Genomic DNA, 24,853 nt, shown 5'->3' on the forward strand with positions numbered 1-24,853 from the left:
CGCGGATTGTCCGCGTACTCGGCGGTTTGCTTTCGGTACTGCGAAGGCGAGGCCGGCGACAAAGGCGACCGCGCCGACGGCGGCGACCCACCAGGGGGTCTCGGCCGGGATCCCGAGATAGACGCTGATGCCGAGGATGCGGGACAGGCCCCAGGGCAGCAGCGCCAACTGGTCGTTCCACAGGGTCAGCGCCTGTTCCAGCCCGATCGCCCCCACGAGCGTCGCGAGGAGTGCGACCGCCGCGCCGGATGCCGCCATGACGATCCCGACCGCCCGCCGACGGCCCCATGAAGGCACGAGCGACCACGCCGCACCGACGATCACCCACGCGAACAGGGCGAACGCCGCGATCGTGTACAGCGACCGGGACACCGGGTCGGTCCAGAACCCGAACCAGTAGCCTCCGGGCCCGGTCGGAAGGAGGACCGCCGAGAGCAGTACGACCCGCAGCAGGCCGGCTCCGCCGACCGCGGCGAGCACGGGCAGTGCGCGGCCGCCGAGCAGGCGGGTCGCTGCGACGAGAGCGGCGACGAACACGGCCCACGCGCCGAGCGTCACGACCAGGTGCGCGGGCGCTGCGAACCAGGTGAGGATGGCGCGGCTGAGCACCAGGGCGACAGCGGGCGTCGCCAGGAGCAGCACACGATCAGCGACGCCCAGACCGGCCACGGCCTCCGCCGCGCGCCAGGGACGGGTGCCCGCGATCACGAGTGCACGGGCGGCACGGGCGCCGGGCCAGCGGGAGACCCGCGACGCGAACCTCCCTTGCACCGGCCCGACGCCTCCCGCGACGGCGCCGTAGGCCAGCCAAAGCACCACCAGTGCCAGCAGAATGCCGGACGCCCACGCCATCGGGAGGTCGCGGTCCGCGCGGTCGAGGCCGAGGTGCGCCGCGGTCAGGTTGTACGCCGGGTAGTACGGGTCGCCGCCGTATTGCGACTCGTGGGCTGACGAGCTGGTGAGGAATGCCGTGCGTGCCGTCTGCCACTCGGCGTAGGCGGTGGGATCGCCGGTGTCGTTCCACTCCGCCTTGCGGAGGACCATCGCACGATAGTCCCCGAGCATCCGCAGCGTGCTCGCCTCGTACGCGAGTGTCTTCGTGAACATGCTCCGGAGCGACGGATCCTTCCAGGTCGACGGGTCCGTCGCGCCGACGAGAGCCTGCATTCGGGCGACGGCCGCGTTCGCGACCGCGCCGCCGTCGATGGCCTCATCGAGGTGGTCGCGGGAGATCGCGTAGATGACGTCGAGTGCCGCGCTGTCGCCTGTCACGATGTCCCACTCGAAGATCCACATCATGGGCGGCGGTTCGAGCCCGATCGCGAACACCCTCTTGTCGGCGTAGGGACCGATGTACAGGCCCTGCGTGATGGCCTCCCGAGAGCTCGCCATGGCCTCTGTGATGGCATGGAGGGTGGCGGGGTCGTCCGAGAACCAGCGCCGTGCCCAGCCGGCCGTCACCTCGGCGGGATCGGTGGACGGGTCCCGGGCGAGTCGCACGGCGAGGACGGTGTCGAGTTCGGCGAGCTGCCAGAACCCGGTCTTGAGCTCGAGCGAGAGCGGGCCCGCCCGCCATGGACCGCCGTCCTGCGTCCAGGTCCAGATGCCCTCGATGTGCGGGTTCGCGGCGAGCAGCTCCTGGAACGCGGTGGCGTAGAGCGGGCCGAGGTCGTTCGGGAAGCTGCCGAAGTTCTCGAACTCGCGTCGGCTCTGGTACTCGATGATGCGTCGCTGGTCGCCGGTCTCGAGTGTCGTGTTGAGAGGGAGATGGCTGTAGAAGTCGCCGAGGGTGTACTTGGTCGAGACGATCAGGTGCGGGGAGTCGATCCCGTCGAGCACCGCGTGATACGAAGCGGGGTTCGTGTGCATGTCGCCGACCGCTCCGACCCCGACGCTCCAGCTGCGGAAGATCACCTCCCGGTCGACGTGCTCGGCCTGGGCGAGCAGCGTCGTCAGCATCGTGCGCACAGAAGCGACGGTCGTCACCGCGAGCTCCGACGTGTAATCCCAGCCCGGCAGGTCGTACACCGAGCCGGCCTCTCCGATCCGGATCAGCACGCCGTCCACGTAGGGCATCGTGCGGTAGAGCTCGTCCAGCCCTTTCGCGTACACCGACCAGAGGTCGGGGTTCTCGGTGTCGAGGCCGCCGAAGTGCTCGGTCAGGTACGCACGCAACGGCGGGGTGAGGGTGAGCATGTCGGTGCGGAAGTAGACCTTCAGCCCAGCGTCGTGCGCCGACTCCCACATCGCCCCGAACTCCTGGCGCATCGCCAGCGCCCGGGCGACATGCTCGTCGCCCTCGTGGTAGACCTGCCGGCCGTCGCCGACGTCGGAGAACGTCAGGTACTCCAGCAGCCCGGGGATGGCGATGGCCGTGTAGCCCTCGGCGAGCAGGTGCCGTACGTACGTGTCGAACTCGGTGCGTGCCGCGGCCAGCGCCACCGTGTCGACGTACGGCGCGTGCGGCAGGATGGCGTTCTCGAACGCTTTGGAGTTGTGCGAGTAGTCGTCGCCCTTCGACCATTCCTCTTCGTCGGGAACCACCCCGACGGCTCCGAGGTCGGCCATGCGGAACGGGAGTCGCGACGTGACGGTCTGCCCGAGCCGGGCGGACACCGACGTGCCGTCGCGCACCGCCGAGGCCAGGTCGTAGACGCCGCGCGCCGCCCCCGCCTCCGTGGCGGCGGAGACGCGGAGGGCGGAGGCCGTGCCGCTCAAGGTGTAGGTGTCGTCGTCCGCAGCGACGCCGGGAGCTGCGGCTCCGGTCACGTCGACCGACAGGGTCGCAGTTCCGGAGGTCGTCGCCGCTGAGCCGACGGCGTCGTCGAGCTCGGCGAGGGCGGTGGCGACTCTGGTGCTGCCGGTCGCCGCCGGGTGCAGGACCCGGGGAGGCGCGAGCGTTGCGGTGGCCGGTGCGACTGAGGGGGTCTCGGCGGGCACGTCGGACGCTTCGGACCGGATGCCGAGCGCGTCGGTGAGGACGAAGGCGATCCCCGCCCCGAGGGCCAGCAGGATCGCGAAGGCGACCACGGCGAGGAGGGGACGCCGTGCCGGGTGGGGGTCGCCGGCTGTCCGACGTCGTCGTCGGGGGTGCATCATCACGCGCCGGAGTGTAGCAAGAAATGGGACGGTCGTCCCAGTTCGGCGCGAAGCGCTATTCGGTGTCCCGCCGCCTGCTGATCTCCGACTCCCCTGGCACCCTCCTGGCCGAATATCCACAGCCCGCGCCCGGCACCAAATGCGTCGGCAGCGGCACCCCAGAGGACCAGTTCGAATCCCACGCCCTCCGCTTGGCGGAACAAACTCCGGGATGGCCGAGCCTATGAGCAAATGCAGCGACTCCGTCTAGAGGCCGATACTGGCCCCCTCTGAAGTCGGTCGAAGTCCGTTCGGTGAGGGTTCGGACGAGGGCGGCGACGCTGCAGTCGTCGCCCTCGCCTGGGCTCAGTGCCTGGTTGTGTTGTCGATCGAGAACGAGTCGAACTGGTTGATCGCCGACTGTGCGACATCGTGCGAGGTCGAGAAGATTCCCGCATCCTGCGTCGCGGCAGCGGACGCCAGCGTCACCGGCGTCCCGACGGACACGAAGTTCGCGCCATCGTACGAGTACGCAGCCGAGAACGACGTGCCTGCGCGGGTCAACTGCACCCAGATCGGCCGATAGATGTCGATGTTCGCCTGGACTTGGGCATCGATGTAGCCATCACCGTTCGAATCCCATGCGAACACCACACCGTTCCTGGCGGTGACGGCGACCACGGCGTATCCGGCAGACGCCCCCGCCTTCGTCATGTCGTTGCGCACCATGACCCCGGACTTCGCCCAGGCATTGGCATCGTTGACCGATACCACGCGTGTAGTGACGGTCGAGCCGTCAGCGAAGGAGCCCGCACGGTAGATCGCACCGAACTGGTCGTCGTGCTGGCCGCCGGCTCCCCAGATGTCCGCGCCCCGTGCGGCAACCCCGAAGGCGCCGCCGTGCTGGCCGAACACTGAGGAAGCCGCCGACGCGCCCGCGGTGCTCAGCCCGGAGTCAACCGGAGCGGTCGCCGGGCAGCCGGTGAAGCCGAACAGGTTCGCGTTGAGCGACGTGCGGTACTGGGCAGCGACTCCAGCGCCACAGATCACCGCCTGCGCGTCCGCCGGCCAGTTGGCGCCCGTCACCTTCACGTTGTTGGTCAGCGTGTTGTTGTGGGCGGCTGCGTTCGGAGCGGAAGCACCGCCGCTGTTGTACCAGTTGTTCCGGATGACGTTGTTGCTGGTGTTGTTGCGAAGGCTGTATGCGTTGGTGAATACGAATGATCCGCCTTGCACAACGTTGTTCTCGTAGGTCAGCGAGTTGGATCCTTCGTCGAGATACAGACCGACGCCTGAGATGTTGAACAGGTAGTTCTTGTCGACGACCGAGCCCGGACTCGCAGACAGGTTGTACACGGATCCGCCGTCAGCGAAGCGCGCCTTGGTATTGTGCACGAGGTTGCCTTCGACCCGGTTGTTCTTCAGAGTGGTCGGCGTCGTGTAGAGCGGGTTCCACTTGTAGTAGCCGCGGTCCACATAGTCGTTCGAGCCTCCGGCGTCGTTGATTCCCCAGCCGAAGCCGGTGTCGATGCCGTCGTACGGCACGTTCGAGACCTCGTTGTGGAGGATCTGCGCGTTCGTGACGTAGGTGCTGAGGATGCCGCTGTTGTCCTTGTAATCGACGGACACGTGATCGATCGTGTTGTCCTGGATCAGGATGTCCTTGTTCGTCATCCGGACGTCGCTCGGGTGGTGCGCATCGGGGAGGACGCCGCCGACGGAGACGCCGTGACCGCCGTCCTCGGTGAACCGGTTGCCCACCACGTCGATGTTGCTGGCGCCGAGGCCCACTCCGGAGAGCGTTGCGTTGGCGTCGTTGCCGATGCCGAGCGCTGACTGGCCGAGGTTGGTGAACGTGTTGCCGGTGAACGAGACCCGGTTGGCGGCGGACACCTGAACAGCGGCCGGCTCCTGGTACCAGTTCGTTCGGGCTCGTTCGAACATCTCGCAGCCACGCGAGCAGCTCGTGAATGCGTCGGTGGGGCGGTAGTCGTAGGTGCCCTTGATGTACGTTCCGTTCTGCTGGTCGGCGTAGCCGTCGGTCGACGGGCCGAGCCAGGAAGTGCCCGAGAACTGGATGCCGGCGAAGGCGAGACCCGTGACCGGCTTGTCATATGTGCCGCTCACGCTGATGAGGGACTGCAGGTGCGGAAGCTCCACGTCGAGCGTGTTGGGGTCGACCCCCGGCGCCGGCTTGTAGTACAGCTTTCCCGCTGCCGGGTCGATGTACCACTGCCCGGTGGAGGTGAGGAATCGCAGCGAGTTGTCCAGGTACCAGCTCGGTCCGGCGAGGAACGAGTTCTGGACGGTGTCCCAGCCCCACGTGTTGTTGTCCCAGGCCGGTTGCTTCATCGTGATCTGGGTGGGGCTGATGCTCTGCACAGGAGAGTAGCGGTTGGTGAAGTCGCCCAGCGACTCGAACTCGATGCGCCCCTGGCCGGGGAGAGTGGCGAGGTAGCTGAGCGCCGGGTTCTTGATGGTGAGACCGGTCGCCGTCGGCGTGACATCGGAATTGGCGAGCTTGATTGCGGCGCGTGGAGCGGTAACGCCGTTCACATAGAGCTGGCGGGTGTCGAGTCCCGCGGGGGTGTCGGTTTCCCAGATGCCGGTGCCCGCGTCGGACTTGGACCATCCGGTTACCTGGGATGCGCCGGTGATCACCGGGTGCGCGCCGGGTGCCGCGGTCCAGGTGACGGTGTTGTCCCCGCCGCCGTCACCAGCGTCGAAGGTCAGGGGCTGCGAGAGCCGGTAAGTGCCGTCGGCCAGCTGTACGGTCACGTCGCCGTGCTTCACGGCCGGGCGCAGCACGTGCTGGGCGCGTTCGAGAGAGCAGGGCATGGATGCGCTGCAATGCCCAGCGTTCTTGCCATCGGGTGCCGCGTAGTAGATGGACGACGGTGCCGCCTGCGCTTCAAGCGGTATCAACGCAGATGCGATGACGACGCCGGCCCCGAGGAGCGCGAGCATGGCCGACCTGCGTCCCCTTTGCCGTTTCGTCGATCGGTGCGTGTCTGACATCAATGTCATGTTCGATCGCTTCCTGTGATGGAGGGCGTCGGTGCCCCCGCAACAGGGTTATCATACGTATGATGTTTCTCGCAAGGGACGTGTGATGTTTGCGAAGTCAGAGTCTCGCGGTGAGGCGAGCGGGATCGGGAGCAAGTCCCGTCGCGTCGAGTTCCTCCCAGAGCGACTCGGGAATGGCCAGGTTGTATCGCGCAACCGTGCTGCGCACATGCTCGTCGGTGCGCATGCCCGTGACGACCGAGACCACGGCGGGGTGGCGCAGCGGGTACTGGATCGCGGCCGCCGGAAGCGTGGCGCCGTGCCGGGCGCAGACCTCCATGATCCGAGCGGCGCGCTCGATGACATCCTCCGGGGCTCGACCATAGTCGTAATGGGCTGCGCGGTCGACGGTCTCGCTGCTGAGCAGTCCCGAGTTGTACACGGCCGCGGCCACGACGCCGACGCCGCGCTCGTGGGCCATCGGGAGCAGATCGTCTGATGCCGATTGGTCGAGCAGGGTGAAGCGGCCGGCGACCATGACGATGTCCACATCGGTGCGCCGCACGAACTCGGTCAGCATCGGCGACTGGTTCATGCCGGCCCCGATGGCGCCGACGACGCCCTGGTCGCGCAGCTCGATCAGGGCGTCGATACCCGAGGACGACGCGCTCGCCCACTTGTCGTCGGGATCGTGCAGGTAGGCGATGTCGAGTCGGTCGGTCCCCAGCCGTGTGAGGGACTCCTCCACCGAGCGGAGGATCCCGTCATGGCTGAAATCCCAGACGCGGCGCGTGGTGGCGGGAACGACGAAGCCGTCGTCATCGAGACGGCCGGCGGTCTCCGGGCTGTCGACGAGAAGGCGGCCGACCTTCGAGGAGATCACGACGTCGTCCCTAGGCGTGTCGTGCAGTGCGCGGCCGAGCCTGCGTTCGGAGAGGCCGAGGCCGTAGTGCGGCGCGGTGTCGAAATAGTTCATACCCGCGACCCGGGCGGCGGTGACGGCTCGCTGCGCGCTCTCGTCGGTGGTCTCCACGAAGAGATTGCCGAGCTGGGCCGCGCCGAACCCGAGTTCGGTGAGCTGGTGTCCGGTGCGGATGCTCCTGGTGGGCAGTGTGTGTGTCATCGCCTGATACGCCTTCGTTCGAGTGGAGTTGCCATCGAGAGTCTAATCTCGGAGAGCATACGTATTATGTTTGCGGTGTCGGTTGGATAGGCTGACGCCCGCCGTCGGCCGTTCGGCCTCGGCGCATGCGAGAGAGGAGCGTCCGGCGATGCTGGCGGCGAACTATAGAGGTGACCGGACCATCACGGTCGACGAACGCGAGCCGGACGGACTGCGTCCGGGGGAGGTGCGCATCGGCGTGGCCTTTGTCGGCATCTGCGGAACCGATCTCCATGTATTCCACGGCGACATGGATACCCGGGTGACGCGGCCTGCGACCATCGGGCACGAGATGTCGGGCACGATCCTCGAGGTCGCACCGGACGTCGACGGCTGGTCCATCGGCGATGCCGTGACCGTCATGCCGCTCGCCTGGGACGGAACCTGTCCGGCCTGCCTCGCCGGCAACGAGCACATCTGCCAGAACCTCGACTTCATCGGCATCGACAGCCCTGGAGCCCTGCAAGAGCAGTGGAACGTTCCGGCCTCGACCCTGGTGCGGCTTCCGGCGGAACTGTCGTTGCGCGACGCGGCCCTCGTCGAGCCGGTGGCCGTGGCGGTGCACGATGTCCGTCGCTCCGAGCTCGGCCCCGGCGACAAGGCCGTCGTCATCGGTGCCGGGCCCATCGGGGTGCTGATCGCCACCGTCGCTGCTGCGTTCGGGGCGGATGTCGTGATCTCGGAGCTCGACCCGAATCGGCGGGCCGCCGCCGCGGAGATGGGACTTCAGACGCTGGACCCCTCATCGGTCGACCAGGTCGCCTGGGTGGAGCGGTGGACGGGCGGAGCCGGCGCCGACGTCGTGTTCGAGGTCTCGGGCTCGGCGGCCGCTGTCCTCAGTGCGACGAGCCTCGCCAAGGTGCGGGGCACTCTCGTGGTCGTCGCCATTCACTCGCAGCCGCGGCCCATCGATCTGCACCGCGTCTTCTGGCGGGAGCTGCGCATCCTGGGAGCGAGGGTCTATCAGCGCCGCGACTTCGAACGAGCGGTCGAACTGGTCGCACAGGGCGCGATCCCTGCCGACAAGCTGATCACGCGGGTCGTCCCCCTGACCGGGGTGGCCTCTGCTTTCGAGGCGCTGGAGGCCGGTCAGGCCATGAAGCTGCTCGTCGAGGTGCCGCAGTGACTCCCTTCGATCTGACCGGCAGGCTCGCCGTCGTGACCGGAGCCAAACGCGGGATCGGGTTCGCGATCGCGGACGCTCTTGCCGCCGCCGGCGCCGACATCATCGGCGTATCCGCCACACTTGACCCCCACTCCTCACGCATCGGCGACCGGGTCCGCGAACTGGGCCGGCATTTCGAGGGACACCGTGTCGACTTCGCCGACCGCGGGCAGGTTGTGGAATTCGGCGCGCGTCTCGCCTCGCAGGAGCGTGCGGTGGACATCCTGGTGAACAACGCCGGGACCATCCGCCGGGCTCCCGCTGCGGATCATCCGCTGGAATGGTTCGACGAGGTTCTCGAGGTCGACCTGACCAGCGGCTTCGTGCTAAGTCAGGCACTCGGGCGGCGGATGCTCGACGTCGGTCGCGGCCGCATCATCTTCACTGCGTCGCTGCTGTCGTTCCAGGGGGGTATCAGCGTGCCCGGATACGCGGCAGCCAAGTCCGGGGTGGCCGGCCTGGTACGCGCCCTGTCGAACGAGTGGGCCGGCGGGGGCGTGACCGTGAACGGTATTGCGCCCGGCTACATCGCCACTGACAACACGCAGGCGTTGCAGGACGACCCGGACCGATCCCGTTCGATCCTCGAGCGCATTCCGGCTGGCCGGTGGGGCGACGCGGAGGACCTTGGAGGTGCCGCGGTGTTTCTCGCGTCGGATGCCGCGCGCTATGTCTCGGGGGCGATCCTCCCCGTCGATGGCGGCTGGCTTGGGCGGTGACCGCCTGCCGTCAGGCGACGGAAGTAACGATCCGGTCTCGCGTTAGAAAACTGTAGTAAACATCATACGTATGTTCTATAGTCAATCACACGCCTCCTCGGAGTCGTCAACGAAGTCGACAAGACAAGGACATCTCATGGTCGGAATCCACACTGTGGTGCATTCACGTCGTCGCTCGGCGCTGACTGTAGCCGCACTTGGCGCCGCGACGGCGCTCCTGGCTCTCACCGGTTGCAGTACCGGTGGGAGCTCGGCGAACGGGTCGTACGGCTTTCCCGAAGCCAAGCAGGACACCTCCTCGACGATTACCGTCTGGGTGGATGCGGACCGTCAGGCCGCAGCGAAGGCTTTCGAGAAAGCGAACCCGGACACAAAAATCAAGGTCGTGACCTACGACGGTTCGGCCAACGGCTCGAACTCGTTCCGTACGAAGATGCAGCTCTTCGACCGCGCGGGCAGCGGCTGGCCCGATGTGGTCTTCTCCTCGCAGAACACGGATGCCTCGTGGGCGAGCCAGAAAAGCAACGGAAAACAAGCCTTCGCCGCGGTTCTCGACAAGGGACTGGTGAGCAAAGACACCCTCGACGGGTTCGCCGAGGGGGCGCTGAACCCGTGCACGGTGGAGGGGCACGTCTACTGCCTCCGCAACGACCTGGCCCAGGCGGTTCTCTGGTACAACAAGTCGCTCATGGATCAGTTCGGTTACAGCGTTCCGAAGACCTGGGAAGAGTTCCAGGAACTGGGAACGAAGGTCGCCAGCGAGCACCCCGGCTACATCGTCGGAACCGCCGGAGACGCCTGGACCCCCGAGGTGTACATGTGGGCCAGCAAATGCGAGGCCAACAATGTGACCGGGCCGAAAGCCGTCACGGTGAAGACCGACACGACTGAGTGCAAGCGCGCTGCCGCGCTGCTCGACACGCTGCGTAAGAACGGAACGGTTCCCGCCGTTAGCGTGTTCACGCCGGAGTTCGTGAAGAACTACAGCGGCAAAGTGCTGATGATGCCTGGTCCCGCATGGTACGCAGGTGCCATCTTCAACAACCCGCAGTCGCTGAACGTCCCGGCTGGACAGCTCGGCGTCGCAGCCCCGCTGCCCTGGAAGGGTGAGGACAAAGCGGTCACCGGCAATGTCGGCGGCGGAACCTGGTTCATCTCGAGCCACTCGAAGAACCTCAAGGCCGCCGAGAAGTTCACGCAGTTCGTCACGACGTCGCCCGATTATCAGGTGGATGTCGCCCCCGGCTATCCGGCGTATGCGGATGCCGCGACGAAGTGGATCGCCAAGCAGGAGTCCAGCAAGTACTTCGCCACCTCGCTGGAGCCGATCACCACCGCCGGATCGCAGATCTGGGATGGATGGGGCTACGGCCTCTTCAGCCAGGAAGCCATCTGGGCGAAGACGATCACTCCGGCCGTTGCCGGCGGCAAAACGATCGAGGAACTGCTGCCCACCTGGCAGCAGGCGATCGAGAACCAGGCAAAAGTCGACGGATACAAGGTGAACTGATATGACCCTCGCTCCACCGAGCGATCAGCTGACCGCCGACGCGAAATCGCGTCGGCGGTCAGCCCGGCCCGAAGGCCGAGCTCCCGGGCGCACCCCGATCGGGTACGTCTTCGTCTCGCTCTACACGCTCCTCGCACTCGCATTCGGGATCCTCCCGGCTCTGTACGCCGTGCTCCTGGCGTTTACGAACACCGACGGCGGCTTCGCCGGCATTGACAACTTCGTCAAGGTCGTCACCGACTTCCGGTTCTGGCCCGCTGTACTCCACGTCACGCTCTACCTGGTGATCTGGCTGATCATGCTCGTGATCTTCGTGGTTGCACTGGCTTTGATCGTCCACGCGGTGAGGCTGCGCTGGGCCGGCACCACACTGCGCTTCATCTACTATCTTCCCGGCGCTCTCGCCGGCGCCTCGAGTGTGCTCCTCTGGCTGTTCGTGCTGGACCCGACGGCCAGCCCGGTCAGCGGTCTGCTGCATCTCATGGGCATGAACAGCTTCGTGCAGGTGATCCAGCCGGGAAACCTCCCCCTCATCTTCGCGATCATCGCATTCTGGACCGGGGCCGGCGGTTGGATCGTCATCATGTACGGCGCACTGAACAACATCAGTACCGACGTGCTCGAAGCGGCCCGCATCGACGGTGCCAACGCTGTGCAGATCGCGATCCGGATCCAGCTCCCGATGCTCCGCAAGTGGATCGCCTACATGGGAGTCATGTCTCTCGCGGCGGGCACGCAGTTGTTCGTCGAGCCTCAGCTGCTCAGTCAGGCGAGCAACGCGGTGGTTCCCAACGACTATTCGCTCAACCAGCTCGCCTACCAGTACGCGTTCCAGCAGAACGATTTCAACGGCGCGGCAGCGATCTCGCTCATCCTGCTGGTCGTGGCACTACTGCTGTCGTGGGTCTTCGTGACGCGCGGTGGCCTCTTTGAGAAGGAATGACGATGACCGCACTTTCCGCCGAACGGCAGCACAGCAGCCGGCTTGGAACCTGGAGCGGGCGCTCGGTCGCCGGCCTCGTCCTCGTTCTTTTCGTGCTGTTCTTCATCATCCCGATCGTCTGGCTGCTCTTCGCCGTCACGAAGTCGTCGCACGCGCTGACCGTGGCGAACCCCTTCTCCATCGGATCCTGGGCGGATTTCGTAGCCAACTGGAATCAGCTGTTCGGCTTCCAGGATGGCGCGGTCACCGTATGGATCGGCAACTCGGCCCTGTACACGATCGGCGCGCTCGTGATCACGCTCGTGGTGAGCGTGCCCGCCGGGTATGCGCTGGCGCTCACCGAGTTCAGGTTGCGCAAGGCGCTTCTTGTCCTCACTCTCGTGGTGATGCTCATCCCGAGCACCGCTCTCGTGCTGCCCATCTTCCTGGAACTGAATACCGTGGGACTGATCGGAACACCGCTCTCCGTCATCCTGCCGATGTCGTTCTTCCCCTTCGGGGTGTACCTCACCTACATCTACTTCTCGACGAGCATCCCGCGTGATCTCCTAGCCGCGGCCCGAATCGACGGATGCAGTGAGACACAGGTGTTCACCCGCATCGCGCTGCCGCTCGCTGCCCCGATCGTGGCGCTCGTCGCGTTCTTCAGCTTCGTTCAGAACTGGAACAACTTCTTCCTGCCGTTCGTCATGCTGCCGTCGAGCGACGGCTATCCGGTACAGGTGGGGTTGACGTCGCTGCTCGCGGCGACTCCCGCCTTCAATCCGAGCTCGGCGGGATCAGACTCCGTTCAGTTGCCGACCCTGGCCCTGGCGACAATCGTCTCGATTCTGCCAGTGCTCGTCGTGTTCCTGTTCTCGCAGAGATTCCTCGTTTCCGGCATGACGGCGGGAGGGACGAAGGAATGATCATCCCCGCCCATCAGGAGAGCGCACTATGAAGATCACCGGCTATCGCAGTCTGAGCACCGTACACGATTGGGGCCGAATCACCGGTGACGTGAACGGTGTGATGAACGGAAACACCACGACCGTGCCCGTCCTCATCATCGAAACGGACGAAGGACTCGAAGGCGTCGGTCTCGGGGCGCACGTCGACATCGCACGCGTCTTTCCGGCTATCGAGGGCGAAGACCCGCGGTCGGTGGTGGCACTGTACGACCGGATGCTCGATTGGGTGTTCAAAGCCGGTCACTCCGGCGCGACCTTCGGCACGATCGGCGCCGTGGACATGGCGCTCTGGGACCTCAAGGCGAAGGCCGCGGGGGAGCCGCTGTGGCGCATGCTGGGTGCGAGGGAGCGGTTCGTGCCCGGGTACGCATCGGGGCTCGAGTTCGGCCTCGCGGACGATGAGCTGGCTGGGCTTTACGAGCGGTTCGCCGATCGCGGGTTCAAGGCAGGCAAGCTCAAAGGCGGCCGGGACCTCGACAGGGACCTGCCGCGACTGGAAATCATGAGAGACGTCTTCAGCCGAAATTCGAAGCGCCCTGCCATCATGTTCGACGTCAATGAGTCGTGGAACCACGCGCAGGCGACCCGCTTCGTCTCCGCGATCGAGGAGCACATGGACCTCACCTGGGTCGAGGAGCCGCTGCGCCGCTGGGACGCCGCCGGCATGGCCGCGCTGCGCGGAAAAGTCCGGGCGGCGATCGCCAGCGGGGAGAACCTGACGGGGCTGGAGCAATACCGTCCCCTTCTCGACGCTCGCGCACTCGATATCGTCCAGGTCGGCAATGTGTGGGGTGTCACCCACTTCCTCCGGGTCGCCGCCGTCGCCCACTCGCACGACCTGCCCGTGAGTCCGGTCGCGTACAACTGCAATCCTGTCGCCCATGCAGCCGCAGCGGTCCCCAACCTTCTCACGCATGAAGTGCAGGACTTGAACTTCCCGGTCGGACTGGACGTCGACCAGCAGTTCGAAGACGGAGGCATCGTGTTGGGCGATCGACCGGGCCTCGGCATCGTTGTCGACGAGTCGAAGATGGTCCCGTTCGACACAGCGCCGATCAACCTTCCCGCCAGCGGCCCCCACATCAGACCAGAACGGGCAGCGTTGCGTCTTGTCGCGGAGCCCGACGTCATCGACGACTCCCTGGCTGCGATGCTGAGGCCGGCACAGTGACGGAGAAGGCGCCGGAGCGGCACGCACTCGTGGTCGGGGTGCGCCCGGAGAAGCGAGAAGAATACCTTCGGCTTCATAGTGCCGTCTGGCCGGGAGTCGAGGCCACGCTGAGCGAATGCAACATCCGCAACTACAGCATCCACATCTTCGGTGATGTGCTGTTCGCCTACTACGAATACGTGGGCGACGACCACGACGCCGACATGGCGCGCATCGCGGCCGACCCGGTGTCGCAGGAGTGGTGGACGCACACGGACCCGTGCCAGGTGAGGATCGCCGACGAGCGGGAGCCGGGTTCGCTCTGGCAGCCCATCGACGAAGTGTGGCATCTGGCATGACGGTGCGCGTCGACTCGCATGTGCACCTCTGGAACCGTGCCACCGACCCGCAGGACTGGATAGACCCGCAAAGCATGGCGCCGATCGATCGCGATTTCGGGCAAGCTGACCTGCGTTCGATGCTGGACGAAACGCACGTCGACCGCGCGGTCGTCGTGCACGCGTCGAACAGTGTGGAAGAGAGTGTGCGGCTTTCGCGTCTCGATCCGGAGGTCGTAGCGGGTCTGGTGGCGTGGGTCGATCTGACGGGGGATGTCGTCGCGCAACTCGATCTCATCCGCGCTACGGCAACGGTGCCTGTTGTCGGAACGCGGCATCTTGTCCAGATCGACCCCGATCCCGAGTGGCTCCTGCGCGAGGATGTCGGTCGTGGACTTTCCGCACTGGCGGACGAGGGGATGCGTTTCGATCTCGTCGTGCGTGACTGGCAGTTGCCGCAGGCCCGTACGGTCGCGTCGCGGCACAGCGACCTCATCTTCGTGCTCGATCATTTGGGCGGCCCTCCAGCTCCTGGTGAAGACCTCAGCGAGTGGGAAAGCGGCCTCCGGAACCTGGCGAGTCGCCCGAACGTAGTAGCGAAGCTCTCCGGTCTGATCTCCGGCCTCGCTCCCGGCTCGTGGCAGGTGGACGACCTGCGACGGGTGGTGGAGATCGCACTGACCGCCTTCGGCGCGGAACGGCTGCTGTACGGGTCCGACTGGCCGCTGGCCGAATTGGGCGGAGGCGCCGCAGGATGGGGCGCTGCCGCCGAGCACCTCCTCGCCGAACTCACGGACGAAGAACGCCGACGCGTCTTCGGGCTGAACGCTGTAGCGGTCTATTCGCTCGACTGATCGCCGTCTGCGAGTGCGCGAACCCGTGGAGAGTGGTCCGGCAGCCGCCGGCGCTCCCACGACACGTGGATGTGGTCGTGCATTGCCTGCTGAGCGGCCGCAACATCGTTGCGAGCGATGGCGTCGACGATTGCGCCGTGCTCTTCCAAGGTCAGAGCGACCGCGTCGGGCGGATTGATCCCCTGGTACCGGTTGGACTCGACCGCTCGCTTGTAGAGGTGCTTCGCGATGTTCTCCGCCAGGCGATTGCGCGAGATCTCCATCAGGGCGTAGTGGAACACTACGTCAGCCTGCCGGAACGAATCCGTCTCGAATTCGCTCTCCCGCATGGCGGTGAGGGCGTTCTCGAGGCGGCGGAGCTCATCGGGATTGTGAGACTCGGCTACCGCGCCTGCCATCGCCGATTCGAGACTCGCCCGCACCACTGTCAGCTCGTCGAGGACACCAAGGCTCTCGTCGTTGTCGATCAGGGCGGAGAGCACGATCGGATCAAGCATGTTCCAGTATCCGGGTGCCCGGACCTGCGTGCCTCGACCCTGCGAGACGATCACGAGGCCCTTCTCCTCCAGCCGTTTGACCGACTCGCGGAGCACCGTTCGGCTCACGCCGAAATGCTCACTGAGCGGGCCCTCCGGAGGCAGGAGGTCGCCCTCTTTCAACTGACCGGTCACGATCAGGTCCACCAGCTCGGCGACCACAGCCACCCCGAGGCGCCCCACGGGCAGCCTTTGAGGGATCAAGCGGGAGGTGTCCGTCGACTCGGTCGCCATACATATGACCTTACCGCGCTAGCCACCACCGGCTCGGCAATACGTACAGGAGTATCGCGGCCGACCGAAGGCGACGAGACAGGATGCGCACAGCACGCTGATCGGATCAAAGCGGCCGGTCGCCGTCACAGCGTCGAGAACGCACAGAACGCGGACGGGGTCTAACGAGCCCGCCCGCGTTCTGTGCTACTGCTCGACTATTTGACGACCGTGATCGTCATGGTCTTGCTGCTGGTCGTGCCGGCGGCGTTGATGAAGTCGACGCGGTACACGTAGGTGCCTTTGTCCTTCCCCTCCACCTTGAGCGTGGCGCTCTGCGCGTTCGGCGTCGCTGCGGTCAGGTCGCCCTGACCGGCGAGCGTGCCGTTCTCGTAGAACTTGTACGAGGTGGCATTGGTGCCCCACCACATGTTCGCCGTGACGGTGTACGTGCCGCCCCCGCTCCAGTTGTCATTGCTGAGCACCGGTGTCCCGGGATTCGCCTGCGTCACCGAGACCGTGGTCGAGGTGGTCGCCGTCGTGCCCTTGCTGTTGACGAGTTCGCCCGTGTAGACGTACTTGCCGTTGAGCTTGCCCTGTACGGGGATGGAGACGGACTGAGCGCCGACACCACCGAACGTGAGCTGCTTGGTCGCGATGAGCTTGCCGTTCTCGTAGAGGCGGTAGATCGATCCTTCTTCACCCCACCAGAGGTTCATGACGATGTTGTAGTCACCATCCTGAAGCCCCGTGTCCCAGCCGTTGTCGTTCGACAGCGCGGCCTGAGCCGGTTTGCCGGTCGCGCCATCGGGGACTGTGACCGGCGCACTCCAGCCCGAGGTCGCGCTCTCGCCCGCAGCGTTCACGGCGGAGATCGCGAACGTCGCCGTGTCGCCCGGCCAGACACCGGTGATCGACGCGGAGGTGGCATCGCCGGAGACCGTCGCCACCGGGTCGGTGGCTCCCTGCCGGTAGATGCGATACCCGGTGATCGGAGTGCCGCCGTTGTCGGCTGACGGGGTCCAGCTGACCGTCACCGCGGAGGAACTGCTGGTTGCGCTGACTCCCGTCGGCACCCCCGGTGCGCTCACGGAGTGGAGCGTCCAGAAGTGGTCGGCGGTTGCCGCATCCGTGGCGGATGTGTTCGTCGTGGCGGATGTGCCCGCGACCACGGCGCCGTTGCGACCGTTGCCCGACGAGTCGACGAGAGTCGTTCCGCCGGCCTCGTCGAACGCGTAGTGCACCACGTCGCCGCTTCCCGCCTGGCCGGACGCCAGCGTCGCGACCTCGGTGGCGCTGAGTGCCCGGCTGTACACGTTGAAATCGTCGACCGTCGCGTTGAGGGCGGGATCTCCGCCGTACTGCGACTTGCCGATGTAGTTCTTCGTGCTCTGGCCGAAGGCCGACGGGTGGATCGTCATGTTGGTGTTTGTCGCCACCACCTGACCGTTGACGTACAGCGTGCCGGTCGTGCCGGCCACCGTCACCGTGACGAGAGACCATTGGTTGAGCGGGAGGGTCTTCGCGCTGCTGTTCAGCCGCTGTTCCCCTCCGCCACCGGTTGTCGTGATCGCGTAGCGCAGTTCGGTTCCGTCGTTCAACGTGAGGAACATGCTCGCGTTGCTGCTGGAACCGATGTCGAACAGGCGCTGCCAGGTGGCGTTGCTCGCCGGGTTCACCCAGGTGGAGACGGTGTAGTCGGCGGTGAGGCTGCTGACCGCTCCGGTCGGCAGGGTCGCGTACGCGGTGCTGTTGCAGAACGACAGCGCCGCTCCGATCTTGCCGGTCTGACGCGGTCCGGTCGCGGTGCATCCCGAGGTCGACGAGCCGTCGGCCCACTGCACGACCCCGGCACCGGACGCCTTGCTCATCCCGTCGACCGCGAGCACCAGGCCGGTGCCGTAGTCCGCCAGTCGGTAGTTTCCCTTGCCGTCGGGGATGACCTGCCACAAATGATCGTCATCGCCGTTGTCCGTCCACACCACTGCGGGTGCGCCCGTCGAGGTCGACGCGCCCTGGATGCCCAGGACGAGGCCCGTCGCCGGGTTGACGACCTTGTAGAGACCCGAACCTGCGGCGACCAGCTTCCAGGTCTGGCTGCTGCTGCCGCCTGCAGCAGGCGTGCTCTGAACGGCGACTGTGCCGGATGCGGTGCCCGACGTCTTCGTGTCGAGTGCCAGACCGCTGTTGACGTTCGTGATCGTGTACGTGCCCGACAGATCGGTCGCATCCCCGGCCGGGGTGACAACCACGTGATAGCCGTAGGCCGGGTTCATGACGATCGGAACCGTGATCGACCCGTCCGCGCCCACCTGGTAGTCGGTGCTCGAGATCGTGGTGGGCGCTGCGACGGCTGTCGTGCGGCCGTACGACGGGGTGAACTCCACCTTGACGTTGACCTTGGCACCGAGGGCGAGCTTGTCCAGACCGGCGACGCGGATGCCCGCGGCTCCGGAGGTGCCGCCCGTGATCACATCCACTTCCTTCTTATCGGCGGTCACACTGGCGGCCGCGTCGAAGTTGTTGTTGCCCGGTGGGGTGGTCGTGACCATGTCGCCGTTCATGTCGGCGTACCACTTGTAGAGCCAGTAAGCGCCGTTCGGGCTGCCACCCTGACCTGTCAGCAGATCGCCGAGCGCACCGGACTGGTTCCAGAACGCGAGTTCTGCGTTGTGGATGCCGAGTCGCTCGAACTTGGCGATATAGCCCACCAGCGAGCCGGGGATCCCGACCTCGGCGGGAGCCGCGTACTCCTCGATGTCGATGGGGCGACGGGCGATGCCGAGCGCATCCTCCATGGCCTCGACTTTGGCGACGTCGCCGGCGATCTTCGACGAGCTGATCAGCTCGTGCCACGCGAGAACGTCCGGAACGGTGTTGGTCGCGACCGCGTTGTTGAGGAAGTTCTGCATGTCGTTGATGTTGTCCGAGAAGCTCGGCCCCTGGATCGGGGTGGTCGCATCCTGGCTTCTGATCAGCCGGTAGGTGTGCGTCCAGAAGTCCTCGAACGTGCCGTTCGCGGCCAGCCAGGTGTTGTCCGACTCGTTCCAGGGCGCGTAGGCGGTCAGGTTCGTCATTCCTGACGCCTTGACCTGTTGGATCTGGTCGGTGACGACCTGATCCCAGGTGCTCCAGCTGAACTGATACGGCCAGCCCGCGTAGTAGTCGGACAGGCGGTCGACGACCTTGGCTCCGGCTGCCGCCGCCTTCTGCCAGGTCTTGCCGATGTCGCCGGAGCCCTGCTGATGCCCGCCGATTGGCATCATCACGAACGTGTTCGGCTTGATGGCCTGCACAAGACTGTCGGATGGTGTGGTGGCGTTCGCGAGCCCGTACAACGATCCTGTTGCGACATGGCTGACGGGCCGGAACGGCTGGTCGGCGTTGACGACGAGGGTGGATGCGGCCGAGGGGGCCGCCTGGGCCGGCAACGCGCTCAGCACACCGCCCGCGGCGAGCATCGCCGTGCCGGCGATCCCTGCCGTGAGCCGGAGCATCGTGCTCCGTCGTCGCTGTGCGCGGACCTCTTCCGCTGGGCGGATCGGCGCTGCGCGCCGTGCCGCTGGTGAGATGGACATGCGTGGTCTCCGTCTTTCAGAGGATGGAACAGGCAGCGCATCGGATGCGCGTGCGAGAGTCGGCGGCGTGTGCCAGGGGACATGCAGCGGATGGAGCAGCCTTCGCCATCGAGGAGGTGCTTCACCAGAGATGCTCCCTTGCATCGCGTCGGCGGCGGTCGGTGCCTGCCGAGAGGATCAAATGTCGAACCGGTTCGACATGTGATGTTTGCAAATTAGACCCGTCCGAACGAATTCGTCAAGAGCAGTTGGCGAACCGATTCGACAGGCGGTTCGAAGCGCGGCGGCGAGCGGATGCGAACCGTCGCGGCACCGCTCCCGGCCGATGAGCACGCACCGTGGGACAATCGTGAGGATGTTCGAGGAGGAAGATGGCGGCCACGATCGGCGACGTCGCACGTGCGGCCGGTGTTTCACGGAGCACCGTCTCCTACGCGCTGTCGGGTAAGCGCGCGATCTCCGAGGAGACGCGGGATCGCATCCAGGCGGCCATCGCCGAACTCGGCTTCACGCCCAATGCCGGCGCCCGCGCTCTCGCTACGTCGCAGACGAAGGTGCTCGGACTGTATCTGCAGTTCCAGGAGGACGAGTTCGCGCCGGCGATGCTGCAGTACGTGCTTCCGGTCTCGACCGCGGCCCGCGAGAACGGGTTCGATTTGCTCATGGTCACCGACAGCGACGTGGCCGGTGCGGTGAAACGCACCACGTCGTCCGCGATGGTCGACGGCGTCGTCCTGCTCGACGTGACCTACGACGACGTGCGTCTCGAGGCTCTGCGTGAGGCGGTCCAGCCCGCCGTTCTCATCGGATACGCCCGCAACGGCGAGGGATTCGACAGCTACGACCTCGACTTCGGCGAAGCGGCCCGACTCGTCGTCGACCATCTGGCCGAGCTCGGGCATCGGGATGTGGTGCTGATCACGCCGCCACGCCACGTCTATGATCGCGGAGGCTCGTATGCCTGGCGCTTCCGGGACGCGGCGATCGAGCGCGCTGCCCGCTACGGCATCCGGGTCTCGTCTCACTACGGCGATTCGCGCCAGCCGGCCATCGTCGAGGCGCTGGATGCGGCGCTCGCCTCCTCGCCGGAAGCCACTGCGCTCATCATCCACAACGACGCGACCATCGCAGCTCTGCCGTCGTACCTGCACGAACGGGGGCTCCACGCGCCGGAGGATCTCTCGGTCGTCGGCGTGTTCTCGCGCGAGTTCGGGCAAGCGTTCTCGCTGCCGTTCACCTCGGTGGAGACGTCGCCCGACCGGCTCGGGCAGGAGGCCGTGAGGCGGCTGATCCGGCGGATCGCGGGGGACCCGGACGTCGGGGCGCCCCTCGTGCGTTTCGTGGAGCCGGTGCTTGTCGACCGGGGGAGCACCCGCACGCTCGCCTGATCCGGCCGCATCTTGATGGCCCTCGCATGGTCGCATCGAAATTGTCGAACCGCTTCGACTTGTTTCCGCGCCCGGTGGGCGCTACATTGATCGAACCGGTTCGACGATGAGGAGGTGGAGTGTGGCGATCACGATCATGGACGTGGCGCGGCATGCGGGCGTATCGCCCAGCACCGTCTCGTACGCCATCTCGGGCAAGCGGCCCATCTCCCCCTCGACCCGCGCCCGCATCGACAAGGCGATCGTCGCCCTCGGATTCACGGCCAACGCGGGAGCGCGGGCGCTCGCGACATCCCAGACCATGGTCATCGGACTGCTCACGCAGTTCCACCAGGACGAGTTCGCGCCCGCGATGCTCCAGTACGTGCTCCCGGTCTCGGACACGGCGCGGGAACTGGGCTACGACATCCTGCTCGTGACCGAGACGGATGCGACCGGAGCGCTGCGCCGGGTGACCGGAACAGGCATGGTCGACGGCGTCGTGCTGCTCGACGTCGTGCACGAGGATCCCCGCCTCGACACGCTGCGTGCGGCGCCGCAGCCCGGCGCCCTGGTCGGGCTCCCTAAACGCACCGAGGGTCTCGACGTCTTCGACCTCGATTTCGGTGAGTCGGCGCGAATTCTCGTCGACCACCTGCACGCGCTCGGACACCGGGAGATCATCGTTGTCTCGCCGCCTCGGCACGTCTTCGACCGTGGAGGTGCATACGGCTGGCGGTTCCGGGACGCTGCGCTCGAGCGCGGCGCGCGTTACGGACTCCAGATCCATCCCTATTACGGAGAGGCTCAGCAGCCGGCAATCGGTTTGAGCATCAACGCCATCCTGGATGCACGACCCACGGCGACCGCGCTGATCGTGCACAACGACGCGACCATCGCGGCCCTGCCGTCGGTGCTCGCTACACGCGGAACCCGCGTGCCCGACGACCTTTCGGTCGTCAGCCTCTATTCGAAGGACTTCGGTCGAGCGTTCTCCCTGCCGTACACGGCGGTGGAGAGCTCGCCCGATCAGCTGGGCCAGCAAGCGGTCCGGCAACTGGTGCGGAGGATCGCCGAACCGGAGCTCGCAGGAGCACCGGTCACCCGGTTCATCGCACCCGATCTCACCGTTCGCGGAAGCACCCGATAGACCCGTGACCATGACAGCACATTCAGCTTCCCGAGCCACACAATGCACAATTCAAGGAGGAATACTGTGATCGCACACAAGCGCGCGCGCCTCATCGGCGCGGCGGTGCTCGCCGCCGCCGTCGTCGGTGGCGTCGCAGCCTGCTCGAGCTCCGGCTCGGGGTCCAGCGGCAGCGCTGGAGGCTCGTACACATTCTGGGATCCGTACCCCCAGTTCGACGCGTCGTCCGACTGGACGAAGCTGGTCGAGCAGTGCGGCACGGATGCGGGAGTCACCGTCAAGCGCACCGGTTACGACACCAGCGATCTGACCAACAAGGCCCTGCTCGCCGGTCAGCAGGGGAGCTCGCCCGATCTGCTGCTCGTCGACAACCCGGTCGTCTCCACCCTGGCGGATGCGGGCATCCTGACCAGCACCTCGGAGAACAAGCTCGACACCGCCGACATCCAGAAGAACATCCTGGCCGCCGGTGTGCTGGACGGGAAGACCTACGGAGTTCCGATCGGCGCAAACACCCTGGCCCTGTACTACAACAAGACTGTTCTGAAGGCAGCCGGCGTCGACATCGCCACTGTCAAGGACTGGAGCAGTCTCACGGATGCTCTCGGCAAGGTCACCGCCGCGGGCAAGAAGGGCATCACCTTCTCCGCGATCGGCACCGAAGAGGGCAGCTTCCAGTTCCTGCCGTGGTTCTGGGGTTCCGGCGCGAACCTCAAGCAGCTCGACTCCGACAAGGCCGTCCAGTCCCTCGCACTGTGGACCGACTGGGTCAAGAAGGGGTACGCACCCAACTCGGTGATCAACAACACGCAGACCACCAGCTGGCAGGAGTTCGCCACGGGTGACTTCGCATTCGGCGAGAACGGCACGTGGCAGCTCGGCAACGTCAAGAAGGCGGGCATCGACTACGGCATCCTCACCGTTCCCGGCATCGACGGCGGAGACGCTGCTGCGCCGACCGGTGGCGAATTCATGACGCTTCCCGTCCAGAAGGACACCGCGCGGTATGCGACGTCGAAGAAGATCGCCGAATGTCTGACGAGCACGAAGAACTTCGTCAAGACCGACACGACCCTCTCGTACATCGCTCCGACAGAGGCTGCTCAGAAGGAGCAGGTCGCAGCCAACCCCGAGCTGAAGCCCTGGGTGGATGCGGTCGCCGCAGCCAAGGGCCGCACCAGCGACGACCTCGGCACCGACTACCCGAAGATCTCGCAGCAGCTGTGGGGTGCGGTACAGAATGCGCTGAGCGGTTCCCAGACGCCGCAGGCCGCACTCAAGGCAGCCCAATCCGCGGCCGAAGCGGCGACCAAGTAATCGAAACAACGCACCAAAGGTAAACCGATGACAACCACTCAGACAGTTCCTCCCGGTTCTGTCGGACACCCCGGTGGGGTGGCGGCCTCCGCCACCCCGCCGCGGCCTCGACCCCGGCGCCGGCGATCCCCGCAGTGGGCCGCCTGGGCGTTCCTCGCTCCGGTAGTGATCTACCTGGCGGTGTTCTACGCCTACCCCCTGTATCGCAACATCGAGCTGAGCCTGCGCGACTACACGGTGCGCTCGTTCGTTCAGGGGGGTGCGCCGTTCGTCGGATTCGACAATTACATCAAGATCTTCCAGAACCCGACCTTCGGGCCGGCCTTCCTGCACACGGCTCTCTTCACCATCGTGTCGATCATCTTCCAGTTCACGATCGGCATGGCGCTGGCCGTGTTCTTCTACCAGAACTTCCGTCTGTCGGCGACTCTTCGCGCGCTGTTCCTCGTTCCGTGGCTCCTTCCGCTCATCGTCTCGGCGTCCACCTGGTCGTGGATGCTGAACAGCGACTCCGGCGTTGTGAACTCGGTGCTCAACGCATTCGGGCTGCACGGCATCAACTGGCTGACGTCGCCGGACTGGGCGCTCACGAGCGTCATCATCGCGAACATCTGGATCGGCATCCCGTTCAATCTGGTGATCATCTACTCGGGTCTTCAGAACATCCCCACCGACCTCTACGAAGCGGCGTCGCTCGACGGCGCCAACGGGTGGCAGAAGTTCTGGCGCATCACCTTCCCGCTGTTGAAGCCGGTCTCGGCGATCACGATCCTGCTCGGCCTCATCTACACCCTCAAGGTGTTCGACATCATCTGGATCATGACCAGGGGAGGTCCCGGCACATCGTCGACGACCTTCGCGACGTGGTCGTATCAGCTCGGGTTCGCATCGACCCTGCCCGACTTCAGCCCGGCGGCCGCGGTCGGCAACGTGCTGATCGTCATCGCCCTGATCTTCGGATTCATCTATATCCGCACCCAGCGAAAGCAGGACATCGCATGAACGGGAAGCGTCCTTGGTGGAAGACGATCGTCGGGCTCGTTCTGACGCTCATCATGCTCTTCCCGGTCTACTGGATGATCAACGTCTCGCTCACGCCGACGACCGAGATGCGCAAGAGCCCGCCGAACCTGTTCCCCATCCATGCGACATTCGAGGGCTATCAGGCGGTGCTGAGCGACCAGCTCCCATACCTCGGAACCAGCCTGCTGATCGGACTCGGAACGGTCGTGCTGACCGTCGCCATCTCGGCACCGGCCGCGTACTCCCTGGCGAAGCTGCGCCCGAAGGGTCGCGGAGCGATGAACTTCGTGCTGCTGATCGCCCAGATGATCCCGGGCATCATCATGGCGATGGGCTTCTACGCCATCTACCTGAACCTCGGCATCCTGAACACGCTCTGGGGACTCATCATCGCCGACTCCACGCTCGCCGTCCCGTTCGGCGTGCTGATCTTCAGCGCCTTCATGTCGGGCATCCCCGACGAGCTGATGAGCGCCGCGAAGATCGACGGCGCAGGCACGTGGCGCACGTTCCGCTCGATCGTGCTACCCGTCAGCCGCAACTCGATCGTCACGGTGTCGTTGTTCGCGTTCCTGTGGGCGTGGTCCGACTTCATCTTCTCGTCCACGCTCAACAGCGGCGGCACGATGCAGACGATCACACTCGGCATCTACAAGTACATCGGCAACAACAACCAGGAATGGAATGCCATCATGGCCACCGCGGTCGTCGCATCCATACCCGCCGCGCTGCTGCTCGTCATCGCCCAGAAGTACGTCGCAGCCGGCGTGACCGCCGGTGCGGTCAAGGACTGA

At 65.8% G+C, this 24,853-nt stretch carries 18 protein-coding genes; 13 read left to right on the forward strand and 5 right to left on the reverse strand.

All coding sequences use genetic code 11. The features are described 5' to 3' along the window. From PKE84_RS08410 to PKE84_RS08420, 3 genes are all read right to left on the reverse strand, one after another. A partial coding sequence (locus PKE84_RS08410) for a hypothetical protein (RefSeq protein ID WP_271177137.1) occupies window positions 1–3,099 on the reverse strand: 3,099 nt, incomplete at its 3' end. Between the two features lie 345 nt (window positions 3,100–3,444). Next, window positions 3,445–6,045 carry a right-handed parallel beta-helix repeat-containing protein gene (locus PKE84_RS08415; RefSeq protein ID WP_271176778.1) on the reverse strand — a complete coding sequence of 867 codons (2,601 nt, stop codon included), beginning with the start codon at window positions 6,043–6,045 and terminating at the stop codon, window positions 3,445–3,447. Between the two features lie 157 nt (window positions 6,046–6,202). Then, on the reverse strand, window positions 6,203–7,207 hold the full coding sequence (locus PKE84_RS08420) for an aldo/keto reductase (protein WP_271176779.1): 1,005 nt from the start codon (window positions 7,205–7,207) through the stop codon (window positions 6,203–6,205). 148 nt (window positions 7,208–7,355) lie between these two features. Between PKE84_RS08420 and PKE84_RS08425 the strand changes: the two genes are divergently transcribed. The 8 genes from PKE84_RS08425 (at window position 7,356) to PKE84_RS08460 (ending at window position 14,875) form a co-directional block, all read left to right on the forward strand. After that, window positions 7,356–8,372 carry a zinc-dependent alcohol dehydrogenase gene (locus tag PKE84_RS08425; RefSeq protein WP_271176780.1) on the forward strand — a complete coding sequence of 339 codons (1,017 nt, stop codon included), beginning with the start codon at window positions 7,356–7,358 and terminating at the stop codon, window positions 8,370–8,372. Further along, window positions 8,369–9,130: an SDR family oxidoreductase gene (locus PKE84_RS08430; protein ID WP_271176781.1), complete on the forward strand. Its 762-nt coding sequence runs from the start codon at window positions 8,369–8,371 to the stop codon at window positions 9,128–9,130. The genes PKE84_RS08425 and PKE84_RS08430 overlap by 4 nt, the downstream gene beginning before the upstream one ends. Before the next feature lie 136 nt (window positions 9,131–9,266). After that, the gene (locus PKE84_RS08435) at window positions 9,267–10,640 is read left to right on the forward strand and encodes an ABC transporter substrate-binding protein (RefSeq protein WP_271176782.1); all 1,374 of its coding nucleotides are present in this window, start codon (window positions 9,267–9,269) and stop codon (window positions 10,638–10,640) included. A gap of 1 nt (window position 10,641) precedes the next feature. Continuing rightward, window positions 10,642–11,583, forward strand: coding sequence for a carbohydrate ABC transporter permease (locus PKE84_RS08440; protein ID WP_271176783.1), 942 nt, complete (start codon window positions 10,642–10,644; stop codon window positions 11,581–11,583). A gap of 2 nt (window positions 11,584–11,585) precedes the next feature. Then, entirely contained in the window at window positions 11,586–12,491 is a 906-nt protein-coding gene (locus PKE84_RS08445) for a carbohydrate ABC transporter permease (protein WP_271176784.1), read from the forward strand. 28 nt (window positions 12,492–12,519) lie between these two features. Next, on the forward strand, window positions 12,520–13,704 hold the full coding sequence (locus tag PKE84_RS08450) for a mandelate racemase/muconate lactonizing enzyme family protein (protein ID WP_271176785.1): 1,185 nt from the start codon (window positions 12,520–12,522) through the stop codon (window positions 13,702–13,704). Then, entirely contained in the window at window positions 13,701–14,042 is a 342-nt protein-coding gene (locus tag PKE84_RS08455; RefSeq protein WP_271176786.1) for an L-rhamnose mutarotase, read from the forward strand. Before PKE84_RS08450 ends, PKE84_RS08455 begins: the two co-directional genes overlap by 4 nt. Further along, window positions 14,039–14,875, forward strand: a complete 837-nt coding sequence (locus PKE84_RS08460; RefSeq protein WP_271176787.1) for an amidohydrolase family protein — start codon at window positions 14,039–14,041, stop codon at window positions 14,873–14,875. The genes PKE84_RS08455 and PKE84_RS08460 overlap by 4 nt, the downstream gene beginning before the upstream one ends. Here the strand turns inward: PKE84_RS08460 and PKE84_RS08465 are convergent. Together PKE84_RS08465 and PKE84_RS08470 are read right to left on the reverse strand one after the other, a co-directional pair. Continuing rightward, a complete protein-coding gene (locus tag PKE84_RS08465) occupies window positions 14,860–15,594 on the reverse strand; it encodes a FadR/GntR family transcriptional regulator (protein WP_271176788.1) in 735 nt (244 codons plus the stop codon). The two genes, PKE84_RS08460 and PKE84_RS08465, sit on opposite strands and share 16 nt — an antisense overlap. Window positions 15,595–15,842: 248 nt before the next feature. Beyond that, window positions 15,843–19,202 (reverse strand): LamG-like jellyroll fold domain-containing protein, encoded by a 3,360-nt coding sequence (locus tag PKE84_RS08470; RefSeq protein WP_271176789.1) that lies wholly within the window; start codon window positions 19,200–19,202, stop codon window positions 15,843–15,845. A gap of 371 nt (window positions 19,203–19,573) precedes the next feature. Here PKE84_RS08470 and PKE84_RS08475 point away from each other — a divergent pair, with 371 nt between their 5' ends. From PKE84_RS08475 to PKE84_RS08495, 5 genes are all read left to right on the forward strand, one after another. Then, on the forward strand, window positions 19,574–20,590 hold the full coding sequence (locus tag PKE84_RS08475) for a LacI family DNA-binding transcriptional regulator (protein ID WP_271176790.1): 1,017 nt from the start codon (window positions 19,574–19,576) through the stop codon (window positions 20,588–20,590). 121 nt (window positions 20,591–20,711) lie between these two features. Then, entirely contained in the window at window positions 20,712–21,719 is a 1,008-nt protein-coding gene (locus PKE84_RS08480) for a LacI family DNA-binding transcriptional regulator (protein ID WP_271176791.1), read from the forward strand. A 66-nt stretch (window positions 21,720–21,785) separates the two neighbouring features. Further along, on the forward strand, window positions 21,786–23,036 hold the full coding sequence (locus PKE84_RS08485; protein ID WP_271176792.1) for a sugar ABC transporter substrate-binding protein: 1,251 nt from the start codon (window positions 21,786–21,788) through the stop codon (window positions 23,034–23,036). A 165-nt stretch (window positions 23,037–23,201) separates the two neighbouring features. Next, entirely contained in the window at window positions 23,202–24,038 is an 837-nt protein-coding gene (locus PKE84_RS08490) for a carbohydrate ABC transporter permease (protein WP_271176793.1), read from the forward strand. After that, on the forward strand, window positions 24,035–24,853 hold the full coding sequence (locus PKE84_RS08495) for a carbohydrate ABC transporter permease (protein ID WP_271176794.1): 819 nt from the start codon (window positions 24,035–24,037) through the stop codon (window positions 24,851–24,853). Before PKE84_RS08490 ends, PKE84_RS08495 begins: the two co-directional genes overlap by 4 nt.

The organism is Leifsonia poae (assembly GCF_027921845.1).
GTDB classification, from domain to species: Bacteria; Actinomycetota; Actinomycetes; order Actinomycetales; family Microbacteriaceae; genus Leifsonia; species Leifsonia poae.